The organism is Lacipirellula parvula, from assembly GCF_009177095.1.
Lineage (GTDB): Bacteria > Planctomycetota > Planctomycetia > Pirellulales > Lacipirellulaceae > Lacipirellula > Lacipirellula parvula.
Genome location: NZ_AP021861.1, coordinates 225,933 through 238,615 on the forward strand (window position 1 = coordinate 225,933; position 12,683 = coordinate 238,615).

At 60.8% G+C, this 12,683-nt stretch carries 11 protein-coding genes; 9 read left to right on the forward strand and 2 right to left on the reverse strand.

Annotated features, from left to right (window positions below):
• The first annotated feature begins 2 nt into the window (after positions 1–2).
• Genes PLANPX_RS00845 through PLANPX_RS00855 form a run of 3 tightly spaced genes read left to right on the forward strand, consistent with a single transcriptional unit; the run spans position 3 to position 2,255 of the window.
• Complete coding sequence (locus PLANPX_RS00845; protein ID WP_152096899.1) at positions 3–1,064, forward strand: DUF1559 domain-containing protein; 1,062 nt, start codon at positions 3–5, stop codon at positions 1,062–1,064.
• 55 nt (positions 1,065–1,119) lie between these two features.
• Positions 1,120–1,488 (forward strand): hypothetical protein, encoded by a 369-nt coding sequence (locus tag PLANPX_RS00850; protein ID WP_152096900.1) that lies wholly within the window; start codon positions 1,120–1,122, stop codon positions 1,486–1,488.
• 50 nt (positions 1,489–1,538) lie between these two features.
• Positions 1,539–2,255 carry an FKBP-type peptidyl-prolyl cis-trans isomerase gene (locus PLANPX_RS00855; RefSeq protein ID WP_152096901.1) on the forward strand — a complete coding sequence of 239 codons (717 nt, stop codon included), beginning with the start codon at positions 1,539–1,541 and terminating at the stop codon, positions 2,253–2,255.
• A gap of 122 nt (positions 2,256–2,377) precedes the next feature.
• On the opposite strand, the gene PLANPX_RS00860 is transcribed toward PLANPX_RS00855, so the two are convergent.
• Positions 2,378–3,844, reverse strand: a complete 1,467-nt coding sequence (locus tag PLANPX_RS00860; protein WP_152096902.1) for a DUF4139 domain-containing protein — start codon at positions 3,842–3,844, stop codon at positions 2,378–2,380.
• A 125-nt stretch (positions 3,845–3,969) separates the two neighbouring features.
• Positions 3,970–5,187, reverse strand: a complete 1,218-nt coding sequence (locus tag PLANPX_RS00865; protein WP_152096903.1) for a hypothetical protein — start codon at positions 5,185–5,187, stop codon at positions 3,970–3,972.
• Positions 5,188–5,407: 220 nt separating this feature from the next.
• On the opposite strand from PLANPX_RS00865, the gene PLANPX_RS00870 reads away from it, so the two are divergent.
• The 6 genes from PLANPX_RS00870 (at position 5,408) to PLANPX_RS00895 (ending at position 12,526) form a co-directional block, all read left to right on the forward strand.
• Positions 5,408–5,791, forward strand: a complete 384-nt coding sequence (locus PLANPX_RS00870; RefSeq protein ID WP_152096904.1) for a BlaI/MecI/CopY family transcriptional regulator — start codon at positions 5,408–5,410, stop codon at positions 5,789–5,791.
• 97 nt (positions 5,792–5,888) lie between these two features.
• Positions 5,889–6,833 carry a M56 family metallopeptidase gene (locus PLANPX_RS00875; RefSeq protein ID WP_152096905.1) on the forward strand — a complete coding sequence of 315 codons (945 nt, stop codon included), beginning with the start codon at positions 5,889–5,891 and terminating at the stop codon, positions 6,831–6,833.
• Positions 6,834–6,950: 117 nt separating this feature from the next.
• The gene (locus tag PLANPX_RS00880; protein WP_152096906.1) at positions 6,951–8,432 is read left to right on the forward strand and encodes a hypothetical protein; all 1,482 of its coding nucleotides are present in this window, start codon (positions 6,951–6,953) and stop codon (positions 8,430–8,432) included.
• A 44-nt stretch (positions 8,433–8,476) separates the two neighbouring features.
• On the forward strand, positions 8,477–9,361 hold the full coding sequence (locus PLANPX_RS00885; RefSeq protein ID WP_152096907.1) for a cobalamin-binding protein: 885 nt from the start codon (positions 8,477–8,479) through the stop codon (positions 9,359–9,361).
• Positions 9,362–9,793: 432 nt separating this feature from the next.
• Positions 9,794–11,224, forward strand: coding sequence for a hypothetical protein (locus PLANPX_RS00890; protein WP_152096908.1), 1,431 nt, complete (start codon positions 9,794–9,796; stop codon positions 11,222–11,224).
• 207 nt (positions 11,225–11,431) lie between these two features.
• Positions 11,432–12,526: a DUF481 domain-containing protein gene (locus PLANPX_RS00895; RefSeq protein ID WP_152096909.1), complete on the forward strand. Its 1,095-nt coding sequence runs from the start codon at positions 11,432–11,434 to the stop codon at positions 12,524–12,526.
• The last annotated feature ends 157 nt before the right edge of the window (positions 12,527–12,683 follow it).

The window sequence follows — 12,683 nt, forward strand, 5'->3', positions numbered from 1 at the left end:
CGATGCCAAGCCGATCGATTCAACCACGCCAACTCTCCGGCGGTTTCACGCTGGTCGAACTGCTCGTCGTAATTGCGATCATCGGTGCATTGATCGCCATGCTGCTGCCAGCCGTGCAGGCGGCGCGAGAAGCCGCTCGCCGCACGCAGTGCATGAACAACCTGAAGCAAACTGCTCTCGCTGTTCTCGACTATGAACAAGCGAAGGGCGAATTGCCTGCCGGGGGAGCGTTCGATGCGGTCGAGAAGTCGATGAAGTTTCAGACCAGCGGTTTATATTTTCGCGTCGATCTTCGTTCCGGGACCGATCAGAGTTGGATCGTGAGCGTGCTGCCCTACATGGAGCAGCAGCAAATCGCTTCGCAGTTCGCGAAGGACCGTCACGCAGCGGCCAATCCCTCCAATCCCCAGGCTGCTCAACCGGCGTCATTGCTTTGTCCCAGCGAAGAATCGCTGGGACGCGTCTACCAGTGGCGCGGGGTCGATGGAACAAGCACGCCAGTCCCCTTCGGCAAAGGCAATTACGCCGGGTTCACCGGTCCGTTTCACACGGACGACTACAGTTCTCCCGGGGCGATCCGCCTTTTCGGGCAGGCGATGCGTCGCGTGACTGATGGAGCGTCGCAGACCATGGCGATCTCGGAAGTGAGGACGCGAGATCACGAGTTTGATCAGCGCGGGGCGTGGGCTCTTCCTTGGTCCGGGGCTTCGCTGCTAGCATTCGATGCGCATCCGCTCTGGTACGAGGATTCTGTCTACAACGACCAGCAAGAATACGACGAATTTGTTTTCTCGCCGCGGAGCTTGGGCTACACTCAACCCCCTAACTCGAAGAATCCCGACGTCTTGTACGAGTGTCCTGATCTTAGCGCTGAGCAGGTCGAATTGATGCCGTGTACGAACAGCCTAGGCTACATCTCCGCGGCGCCTCGATCGAACCATCCCAACGGAGCGTACTCCGCGTTTCTCGATGGGAGCGTCCACTTCCTCGCGAACGACATCGATGAGCCCCTTATGGCCCATCTGATTTGCACCGCTGACGGGCAGGTCGTTACCGTTCCGTAGTTCAGCTAGCGGCGATCCATTCCATTTGATCGCTTGGTTAGCGATTCACCTGCCCATGGGCGATGCGACATCCGAAAAACGCTCGTCGTCCGCGTGGTTCATGGGGATCTGCGCGGGAATGCTGGTGGCGATCGCCGCCTGGTCATGGTCGTTCATGCAACAGCCAGCCGACGTCTGGTCGCCGGAGCAGGCCAAATCGCTGCAGGCGGCCCGCGACGCCGTCCACTCCGCTCGGGGGGGCGGCCTACGCGTTTCCGACGATTCCAAGGAGCTAGAGCGGGCCCAAGCCGTGGTCGACCGGCTGGAAATCGACCTCGAGGAGGCTCGCACGTTCCGCGGCCGCTGGGCTTCGCGAGTGGGGGCTGGCGGATTGGCCCTGACGATCTTCTGCGGATTGGGGTATCTTGCCACTCGGGGGGATTGAGCGCCGTCGCCTGATTCGCCCGCTCAGATTTCCCTCCCGGAGTTCTTAACGTGAAGATTCGCCTCCTCGCGATCGCCGCGCTGTTGTGCTCGGCGTCGCTCACCTCCAACGCTCAAGAAACCTTGCCAGCCGCCACTCCCCCCACGGGCCCTGCCGGTGCGGCAGCCCCCGCTGAAAAACTCGACGCCCGCCACTGGAGCTACGCCATCGGCATCGACATGGGGAAGAGCTTCGGCGCCAACAAGCTGCCGCTCGACCTCGACAGTCTGGTGGCCGGATTGAAGGACGGCATCGCCGGGAAAGATCCGCAGTATTCGCCTGAGGTCTGCGCTCAGGCGCTCCAGCAACTCGCCACCCAACAAATGAGCGCCATGCAAGAGAAAGACAAGCAATTTCTCGTCACCAATGCGAAAGCTGAAGGCGTGCAGGCCACGCCCAGCGGTTTGCAGTACAAGGTGATTTCGAAGGGCAAGGGCGCCGGCGCCTCGCCGACCAAGGCCGACACCGTCACCGTCCACTACCGCGGCAAGCTCATCGACGGCACGGTCTTCGACGAATCGTACGGCCGCGGCGAACCGACGACCTTCCCGCTCAGCGGCGTCATCCCCGGCTGGACCGAAGGCCTTCAGTTGATGAAGGTCGGCGACAAGTATGAGTTCGTCATTCCCGCCGAGCTCGGTTACGGCGCCCGCGGCGCCGGCGGCCTCATCCCGCCGAACGCGACGCTGGTCTTTGAAGTCGAATTGCTCGGCATCAAAGGCAAGTAAGCGGCTACAGCCGCCCGATAAGATGCTAACGCGAAGAAGCGGCGCCAGTTTGGCGCCGCTTCTTTTTTTAGTGGTGCGGAGCGGCGTTATTACCCCCGGGGCAAGCCCGGGGGCTCGCTGCGCTACAACTTGCTTGCCGCCTCCAGTGTTACGTTGTTTTGCTTCACGTTCGTTCCTTGTTGTTGCACGATCGTGAAGTCCAGCGTTTCCTTCTCGCCTGGCTTCACCTGCGTCTTCAGCTCGACGGTCTGGTAGTCGTGCAGTTTCGGCTCCAGCCCGCTAATGAACGCGATATGCCCGTCGTACGTCCGGCGAATCTCGACGTCGATCGGCTTAGCGGTGTAGTTGCGAATCCGCTGTTCGTATTCGGTCCGATCTGCCCAGCCGACGACCGAGGCATTTTCTTCCTCGCGCCGGGCATCGTCGCCGACGAGTTTGAACGTGTTCGTGTTGTGGATTTGCGTCCAAATTTTCTCGCGGCTAACGCCCTTCTTCACTAGCTCGAAGACGACTTCGGGATCGACGCCCAGGTTCAGCTCAATCTTGTCGCCGATCGGAATGTACTTCACCGTCTGCTGGGCGAGATACGACAGCCCGTCGCGACCATTGTTGCGAAAGACGCGGACGACGCCGTCGGGGAGCGGCGTCGTGCCGAGGTGCGACTCTTCGTCGTTGGCGAGCAGGTACATTCGCACGAGTTGGTCGCCGTATTCGCGCGGCCGGTAGCGGTACTCGATCTTCAGCGGAGCGTCATTGGCTTCGAAGCTGTGGAGCCGTTTCGACCAGCCGTTGGGAATCGTCTCGGTTCCTTCGACCGTGTAGATAAAGTATTCGCTGAGGCCTTCCTTTACGATTTGCTTCGCCTCGGCGAGTTCGCCGCCGCCCATTCCGGCAAGGGTGGGCGTCGCGGCGTCGTACGCCAGCTTGTCGGCCTTCGCGAAGAACTCTCGCGTGGCTTGCGACTTTAGCTCACGCCGCGCGAGGTCTTCCATCTCACTTACCTCGCTTGCCGGGATTTGGGCGAGCTGCGCGATCTTCTCGACGAGGTTGATTGTGCCAACCACGAGCCGAACCTGAGCATTTTCGTATTCTTCGCCGCTGTTGTTCGTGATGCGGACGAAGCCTTCGAGATCGAGCGTCGCCTCATCGCCGTCGGCAATCGCCACGTAGTCGGCGCTCCAAGTGATGCCGCTCGTGAAGTAGGTAATCTGCACGGTCGCCTCGCCGTCGAACTCGCTCTGCACGTTCCAGTACAGCATTTGCGGCTTGTCGTGCGGGAACGTGGTGTCGAGCAGTTCCAGCTTGTCGGCTGGCTGGAGAATCGTCAGCTCAACCGAAGATGGATCGATGAGCGTGTTGGCCCACGAGAATTGCAGCGGGTTGAGACCCTTCTTGAAGCTGATGACGCGGGTCTCGCGGACCAGCGTGATGTCTTCGCTGTTGTAGATCGTGAGTTGGACCGAGTCGCGAGACGGGACGGTTGATAGGTCGATGTTTTGGGCGAGCGAGCGTTGCGACGCCGTAGCCGTGATTGCGAGTAGTGCCGCTAGTGCGGCGAGCTTGCGGAGATGTGGAATGTTTGTATGCATTTGAGTTTCGTTGAAATTGAAAGTCGAAGTGATCAACGCGTTTTCGAAGGTTCGGACTGGTCGCTTGAGCGACCAGTCCAGCGGCGGGGACACGGCGCCCATCACGAGCGCCCGCGTTAGCGACATCACCACTCATTCTTCAGCGTGATGTGCAGCTTCAGCGCCTGCTTCTCCGCCTTGCCATCCTTCCCAGCGGCAGGCAGCTCGGCATGAAACACCAGTTGCTCGGCGTTGCTCCGCTCCTCATCGGGCCCGTCGGCGAACGTCGTCTCCTTACCGAGTTCCCACTTCACGTCGCGGCCGTTGTCGCCGCGAACTTCGTTGCGCAAGTGACGCAGGTTCTCGATCACGTCGAGCCGCACCGGTTGCTTCTTAAAATTCTCGACCTCGAATTTGACGATCAGCTCTTGGTCGTACAGGTTGCCCGAGACGCGACGGGTTTCGTTCTTTTCGATGGTCCGCTTCACGACGACGTCTTGGGCGACGCCAAGGTAGAGCCGCATCTCGTCGTCGCGCGGCGTGAACTTTCCCCAGTCTTCGCCGAGGAACGCCGTTCCCGCTTGCGGATCGTCGCCGCCGCCGGCGATGAAGATCCGCACCTTGCCGAACGGCAACGCCGCCTTGCCGAGTCCATGCTCCGCATCGTTTTTGATGACGTAGTGCATCGGTACGCGGAGCTTGTTCTGGGCGCGATCGAGATACTCGTACTCTTGCGGATTGCAGGTGTAGGTCTTCTCGATCGGCACGGCTTTGAATCGCTCGACGAGCAGTTCCTTCGTTTCGTTCAAGCCGACAGGTTGCGAGAAGTTCGGCCCGAATCCCGCCCACAAACTGGCGCCGGCGAATTCTTCGTTCGCAAGATTCTTGAGCCGCATGAATTGCGAGAGGTCGAGCGTCCGCTCGTCGTTCGAGGCAACCGCGCGGTAGTTAAAGCTTTTCGTGAGATTGCCGAGTAGGTAGCTGATGCGAACTCGCGCGGCGCCTGCTTCGCTTGCCGAGACGCTCCACACTAGCGCCGATTCATTCGGCGGGTAGCTAACTGACAACACCTTCACCTCCGGGGCGTCGTCGCCTTCAACGACGCGGAACACGATCGTGCCGGGATCGATTTGCGTGTTCGCCCAACTGAAGTCGATCTGGTTCTCGCCCTTCACCAGCGGCACGATCCGCTCTTCCTCGACGAGCGTCGCCTGCTCGTTGTCGAGTTGGATTTCCACTCGCTCGCGCACGGGCAGCGTGATGAGTTTTACCCGCGCCCAAGCGGCCTCCGGCGAACCAGCCAGCACGCCGAGCAGCGTCGCCGCGAGAAGTTTGCGGGATAAAAGCATTCGTCGGATCGCCATCTGAAAATCCCCTGCAAGCAGTGAAACGCCCGCCCCATCAGGCGGTCGACGCAGGGTTGGATGCGCGAGCCATCGCAAAGTTCCCCCAGAATTGCCGGCAAAGAAAATATTCTTGACATGCTTACGGCATTTGCCGTATGCTTTCCGCCGTTACGGCAATTGCCGTAGCCGCGGGTCAACGACCCGCCGGAGCGCCCAAAAAAACAGGCGAACCACAGCAATGCCCAAAAAAGAAATGCCAACCCTCGGCGAGCTCGAAGCCCGCGTCCTGCAACTCATCTGGGATCGCCAGCCCTGCACCGAACGCCAAGTCTGGGAACTCGTCCAGCAGGAACGCCCCGCCGCTCGTACGACGGTCCTCAAGACGATCCAACGGCTCGAAGCGAAGGGCCTACTCGCGCGGCAAGAGAACTCGGCGCCGATCCTTTGGCGAGCGGCGGTCGAACAGCGCCGTGCGCTGCCGGAACTGGTGCAACGTTTCGTCGACGGCGTCCTCGGCGGTTCGGCCGAACCGCTCGTCGCGTATCTCGCCGGCCAGAAGAAACTCTCCGACCGCGACGTCGCCGCGCTGCAGAAGATCGCCGAAAAACTCGCCGAGCAGTGACGCCGCCGTTTCGCCCTCTTAGCCCCCGGCTCTTCAAGCCGGGGGAAACGTCGGTTCCGAAGCCCCGCATCGTCTCCTCGCCACCGAGGCTTATCTCATGATCGACCAATTCAACCACTGGTCCGCCGCCTGGGCGCTGCTCATGTGGAACATCGCTTGGCAATCAGCGTTGCTGGCCGCAATTGTCGGCGCCTTCTGCTGGCTGCTCCGCCGCGAATCGCCCGGCCTGCGTTACGCACTGTGGCTCGCACTCTCATTGAAGCTGCTGGTGTTGCCGCTGTGGAGCGTCAACGTTCCCGCCCCCGCATGGTTCAGCAGTACAGCGCACGCAGAACCCACGCTCGCTCAAACTCAACCCACCGGACTGGTCGCTTCAGCGACCAGTCAACCCGCCGCACCGCTCGTCCCGCAAGAACTTCAAACCAATCCGCGCGAGCAGCCACAACAAGCTCTCCTCTGGCATTCGCTCCGTAGGCTCACGCTCACCACTTGGCTTGGCAGCCTGTGGGGAGCCGTCGTCTTAATCAGCATTGCTCGCATCGCTTGGCAATTCCGCTCTTTGCGACGCCTGCTGACAACGACGACAGGCGCCGGCGAAGCGGAGAGAATCGTCGTCGAACAATGCGCCGCCCGGCTCGGCCTCGCGCGACTGCCGGCCATCCGCATTTTCGTCGGCGACGGCTCGCCGATGGTCTGCGGCCTACTTCGCGCAGTGCTCCTCCTACCCAGCGAACTGGTTGAACAGATCGAAGCCCCTGCCCTGCGGCAAATCATTTTGCACGAATTGGCCCACCTCAAGCGGCGCGACCTCGTCACGATCTGGGCCATTCAGGCGGTGCGGACCGTTTACTGGTTCAACCCGATCGTCCACTTGATCGCCTATCGAGCTGGCCTCGAACGAGAACTCGCCTGCGACCGCCTGGCAATGCTCACTAGCGGCGCCAATGCAACGACGTACGCCCGCACGCTGATCGACGCCGCCAGCGGCCGATCGCAGCCCCTTGTTCTCAGCGCCGCCTCTGCGGCTCGACTAACCGGTTGATTCCAAAAAGCCGTGACCGGTGGTCGCGGTCCCCGGCGATGATCCCCCGTCGCATCACGTCACTCAATCCAATACCAAATACCCGCGACCACCGGTCGCGGCTTTATGGAGGTCGTCATGTCATCGCAACCGAGCAATTTCGGCCCGTGGAGTACAGCGCTCGACAACGGCACACGGATGCAACTGAGCGCCTTTTGGCGGCAGCGAATGGCGGGGCTCGCACGGCTGCCAGTGGGGCGGCGATTGAGTCGCCGTGGGGCGTCCTGCGGAATCATCGCAACGCTGCTATTGGCGGCGACGCCGCTCGTGGAGTTGTCGTCGGAAGCAGTTGCCGAGGAGAAGCCGCCGGCGGAGCAACAAGCTGATCCCAAAACAGACGGTCAATTTGTTTGGCGATTCTCGAATGGTTTAGAGGTCGAGTTGATCGGGCTCGCGAAAAATCCTTCGAAGGACGAGACATGGTGGAGGCCCGACGGAGCGCCGCTGCCGGACGCATCGTTGCCGCAAGCTCGCTATCGTTCCGACGATCGCGGAGCCAGAGAGCTGGCATTTCGCTGGCGAAACATCGGTGACAATCCGGATCAAACCCGGTTGTGGCACACGTTGCCTCCCTACGGCGGCGCCGGTGGAGGCGTTTCCGAGAAGGAAGCCGAAGGATCAATTCTAGAAGTGACCGGAGTGACGTTTGTGAGTGGTCGCGAGACGGCGACCGTCACGTTCACTGCCAGCGTCGCCTCGACTCCTTGGAAGAAGGCTTTCGATACTGATGGACGAAACGCTTCGTCTGCCGGGCTCATGGTGGATGGCAAACCTCTAAGTGCAGCATTCGCGACGGCATATGAGACCAAAACAGGCATCGCCATCACCGCCAGCTACGGGATTGGTAGTCAAGCTGGACGCCTCGTTCTCTTCGACGCGTCGGGAAAAGAGCTGTTACCGACGCGTACGAACGGCGTTGGATCAACGCATTTCACGCAGACGACGTTCGAGTTCGACGGCGTGACCCCAGCCGACGTCGAGAGATTTGAACTCCAAACGCAAACCCGCACGATGGAAACGGTCATGTTCCATAACGTCTCGTTGGAGCCTGGCCGCGCGACGAAGGTCGTCATCGAACCTTGTAAGGCCGACAGCCGAGGCGTCGAAACCAGTTATCTGCCGATGGAGGCGCGCGTCGCGATCGCAGGATGGGGCGAGAAGCGGATTGATCGCGCGTCGCTTTTAGGTCCGATCACTTCCGGCGAGGAGGTCGTTTTCCTCGACCCGCCAAGCGATGAAGAGGTGCTAAAAGTCTTTCAAAAGAGTCCCCACATCAAGCGGTCGACGCCGCGATCGGAGGAAGACCTTGCAAGAAAGGTCGATCGCATCGAGAAGCGAAAGCTCAATGAGAAAGTGGGCCCCTCACGGGTCTATCCGATGATCGGCGCTGGTAAGAAGGTTCAGTCGACCTATCTCTACACCATTCATTTCCAGGATGGAACTCAGGAAGAGTTCGCCGTTGATCACCATCATCTGCACGCCATGCTCAATGAAAATGAGGAAGAGAAGAAGACGAAGGCCGCGCCCAAGTCTGCCAGCGACCAATCCGAGCTGCGCTAGCCTGAAGGTGGGAAATGATTCGCTTAAAACGCTAAGATGCTCGCATGACGCGAATCGTTTCCCTGCTTCCCGCCGCGACCGAGATGATCTGCGGCATCGGGCTGCGCGAGCAATTGGTCGGCGTGAGCCACGAGTGCAACTGGCCGCATGGTCTCGAAGGATTGCCGCGGCTCACGCGCAGCCGCATCGATTCCTCGGCCGACAGCGCTGCGATTGATGCTCAAGTGAAGGCCCTCGCAGCGACGGGCGAATCGTTCTACGAAGTCGACGCCGATCGCCTCGCGGCTCTGCGGCCTGAGTTGATCGTTACGCAAGGTGAATGCTGCGACGTCTGCGCTGTGAGCTTGAGCTCGGTCGAGCGAATCGTGGCCGAACGCGAGGAGTTGCGCGAGACGCAGGTGGTGGCGCTCAATCCTGAATCGCTCGACGAAGTGCTGGCTGATATCGAACGAATCGGCGACGCGGCGGCGGAAGCGCAGCAGTATGTTTTCTCGCTCAGTGAGAGGATCGCCCATGTGCGGGCCGCGGTTCAAGCTAATGCGGTCCCATCAGCACGCCGCCCGCGCGTCGCCGTCATCGAATGGATTGAGCCCTTGATGACCGCCGGCAACTGGACGCCGGAACTGGTCGAACTCGCCGGCGGCGATTACGGTCTTGCCGAGGCGGGCCGCCACAGCCCCTACGTCGAGTGGCGGCAGATCGTCGAGTTCGCCCCCGAGGTGCTGATTGTCGCCCCTTGCGGCTTCGACCTGGAGCGGAGCCGGCGGGAGGCGGTCTGCTTGGAGCAGCTCCTCGGCTGGTCAGAAGTGCCAGCAGTCGTCCACGGGCGGGCGACGGTGATCGACGGCGACGCCTATCTCAACCGGCCTGGTCCGCGGCTGGTCGAAAGCCTGGAACTACTGCGTCGCCTGATCGCTGCGGCGGGCTGACGCGAAGGTTGGTCGGGAAACGCTCGCTCCAGTCCCCAGACGCTTGGTCTCCCCTCTCTGTGGGGGGCGGGGCAAAAAGAATTGCCTGGGAAATTTTTGCCTGATCAAAAAACTCTCCGCAGCCTCGCGAGTCGCTGTTTTCCGGACAATCTGCGCGAGCAACCCCTTTTAACTCGATTTGGCCGGGTTATTCTAGCGAGCGGTGGCGACCCGCAAGGAAATCTTCTCGCTTTGGGTGGAGAGGAGAAGTGGCGGCTCGAAGGCACGTGGCCATTGAGGCCTGTTTTTGCCGGGAATAATTGCGACCGCAGATTCGTGCTGTAGAATTTGCGGATCGCCGAATAGGTTCCCCAAAATGCCTAGTCGCTCGATTTTTTCAGCTGAGAATCAATCCCCCATTCCCCCTAGTTAGAGCCTTTGGAGGGCGCCCTGATGGTACGACGTGCTGTGTGCCTGCTGCCAGCGATCGCGATGCTGGTAGTAGGGTTCGCAGGACAGGCCGATGCCGGCTTGTTCAAAAAGAAGTGTTGCGGCGGTTGCGAACCCGCCCCGTGCGGCTGCGATGCAGCCCCGGCTTGCGACACTGGTTGTGATGCGTGCGGCGGAGCCCCCGCCGGTTGCGCCGACTGCGCGGCTGAAGCCGCTCCGGCCCCGACGACCGTGATGAAGACCGTCATGGTCCCGACCTACGTCACCGAAAAGCGGATGGTCACGGTCACGGAGTACACCAAGGAAGAACGCACCAAGACCTACACGGTCAACAAGCGCGTTCCGGTCCAGGAAGAAAAGACCTGCACCTACACGGTGATGGTCCCGAAGACCGAAAGCAAGACGGTGACCTACAACGTCTGCAAGCCGGTCTACGAGACGAAGACCAGCGAGTACACGGTGATGGTCCCCTACACCGAAGCGGTCGAGCAGACCTACACGGTGAACGTGCCGGTTTACGAGGACAAGACGGTCGAATACACCGTCAGCGTCCCGTACACCGAAGAGCAAACCAAGACCTACACGGTCATGGTCCCCAGCTACGAGGATAAGGTCGTCACCTACACGGTGAACGTTCCTTACACCGAACAGCAAGAGCGCAGCTACACGGTGAACGTTCCTCACACGGAACAAGTCACCAAGACCCGCACGGTCACGAAGCGCGTTCCCGAAACGGTCATGAAGCAAGTTCAGGTCAACACCGGTCACTGGGAAACGCAAAGCGTTGCCGGTACGGACGCCTGCGGTTGCCCGACGACCTGCTGCAAGCGCGTTTGGGTCTGCGGTTGCGAAACGAAGGAAGTTCCCTGCACCACCTACAAGTGCGTGACGGAAGAAGTTCCTTACACCTGCAACGTCACGACCTGCAAGCCTGAAGTCCGCACCTGCACGGTGACGGTCAACAAGTGCAAGCAAGAGACCCGTGAAAAGACCGTCAAGGTCTGCAAGATGGTTCCTCAGGAGAAGACCTGCACCTACACCGTGCAGAAGTGCAAGCCTGAGACCCGCACCAAGACCGTCAAGGTCTGCAAGATGGTCGCCGAGACCAAGACCCGCACCTGCAACGTGACCAAGTGCAAGCCGGAAGTTCGCACCCGCGAATACAAGGTCTGCAAGATGGTCAACGAGCAACAGACGAAGGAAGTCCAAGTGACGACCTGCGTGCCTGAAGAGCGGACCAAGACCTACACGGTCACCAAGTGGACCTGCGTTCCGGAAGAAAAGACCAGCACCTACACCGTGTGCGTGCCGGTTCAAGTTCAGAAGGAAATCGAAGTCCAAGTTTGCAAGATGGTCGAGAAGCAAGTCGAAGTCCCGGTTTCGACCGACTGCGGCTGTGCGGCTCCGGCCCCGTCCTGCGGCTGTGGCGGCTAATTGCCGACGCTAGCTGGTTCGACGGCGAACTGAGCTTGAAGAGACGATAACGACGGCGGCCGGTTCCTCAGGGAATCGGCCGCCGTTTTTTGTTGCGCCAGCCGCGGGTCGTTGATCCGCGGCTGCTCAGCCCGCTAGCACTCCCTCATCCCCACTTGGCGCTTTCGCACCAATTCAGTATTCCTCGGCGCCTTTTTCGTCGCGACGTTGTCGCTCCTTGTCTGCTGGTTCAACGGCCTGATGGCGATGCTGTATCTACATCTACGAACAATCATCGCGTGCTCCGCGGCCTGTCTGTGGGCGTCGTGCGCGATGCCGCTGGCGGCGCAACGGTACGCCTCCGAGCCGCTGCCCGCGCCGTCGCAGCCGATTCTTGGTTCGCCGCAAGGCCCGGGAGTCGTCGACCCCTCCCCTGCCCCGCCCTCTGACCCAGTGACGCCGGCGCCCTCGCCGCCGTCGAGCGAAACCATGCCTGCGCCCAGCAGCGGCGCCGGCACGTGGGCGGAAGAGATCGCAGCCCCGCCTGGGCCGTACGACTCGTTGATGGAACTGATGCGTCCCGGTTCCACGCCGGAAACGCTCGCCGATGCGATCGACGTCACGCCGCCGCCCGTCTACGAGTGGTATCAGCCAGCCTACTGGTTCGGTCCCACGCCGTGGGACGCAGGCGTGCAACTCGGCATCAACGGCAGCGAGGGCAACAACAGCGTCTTCAGCATGCGCACCGGCGGTCACCTCAACCGAGTGACTGATCGCTGGAAGCTGAAGTCGAGCCTCAACTACAACAAAACCGTCACCAACGGCATCCAAACCCAAAACAACGGCGTTCACGACCTGCGGCTCGATCGCGTCCTCGCTGAAACCAAATGGACGTTGTTCGTCCTCGAGAACTTCATTTACGACGAATTCCAATCGTACGACGTTCAGCTTTCGCTCAACTCGGGTCTTGGTTACCAGTGGATCAAAACCGACTCGACCGATTTCCTCACGCGCTTGGGCGTCGGTACGTTGCGAGAGTTCGGCGGCGTTGAAAACGATTGGCAGCCGACCGCGCTGGCCGGCTTCGACTTCACGCGGCAGATCACCAAGATGCAGCGGCTGACCGCAAAGGTCGATTACTTCCCGGAGTGGGAAGACTTCGGCAACTACCGCGTGCTCGCGGACTTCGGCTGGGAGATCCAGCTCGACCAGCCGAAAAACATGAGCCTCAAAGTCTCGGCCATCGACCGCTACAACAGCTCGCCGGACGGCTCGACGCCGAACGCGCTCGACTATGCGGTAATGCTGATTTGGGGCCTTTAGAGGCTCGTCAGTGGTCCGTTGTCCGTGGTCAGTTGCTTAGGAGAGCGCCTCCCCCGTGGTTTTCTTAGCAACTGACCACGGACAACGGACAACTGACGCCATCCCAGTAGATTCTGGCCCGCTGACAGATTCTGCGGCGTGCGGTAGCATATTCAGC

Bases quoted from the DNA above. Each gene is read 5' to 3' on its own strand.
- PLANPX_RS00845 (WP_152096899.1), top strand. From the start codon at position 3: ATGCCAAGCCGATCGATTCAACCACGCCAACTCTCCGGCGGTTTCACG.
- PLANPX_RS00850 (WP_152096900.1), top strand. From the start codon at position 1,120: ATGGGCGATGCGACATCCGAAAAACGCTCGTCGTCCGCGTGGTTCATG.
- PLANPX_RS00860 (WP_152096902.1), bottom strand. From the start codon at position 3,844: ATGCATACAAACATTCCACATCTCCGCAAGCTCGCCGCACTAGCGGCA.
- PLANPX_RS00865 (WP_152096903.1), bottom strand. From the start codon at position 5,187: ATGGCGATCCGACGAATGCTTTTATCCCGCAAACTTCTCGCGGCGACG.
- PLANPX_RS00870 (WP_152096904.1), top strand. From the start codon at position 5,408: ATGCCCAAAAAAGAAATGCCAACCCTCGGCGAGCTCGAAGCCCGCGTC.
- PLANPX_RS00875 (WP_152096905.1), top strand. From the start codon at position 5,889: ATGATCGACCAATTCAACCACTGGTCCGCCGCCTGGGCGCTGCTCATG.
- PLANPX_RS00880 (WP_152096906.1), top strand. From the start codon at position 6,951: ATGTCATCGCAACCGAGCAATTTCGGCCCGTGGAGTACAGCGCTCGAC.
- PLANPX_RS00885 (WP_152096907.1), top strand. From the start codon at position 8,477: ATGACGCGAATCGTTTCCCTGCTTCCCGCCGCGACCGAGATGATCTGC.
- PLANPX_RS00890 (WP_152096908.1), top strand. From the start codon at position 9,794: ATGGTACGACGTGCTGTGTGCCTGCTGCCAGCGATCGCGATGCTGGTA.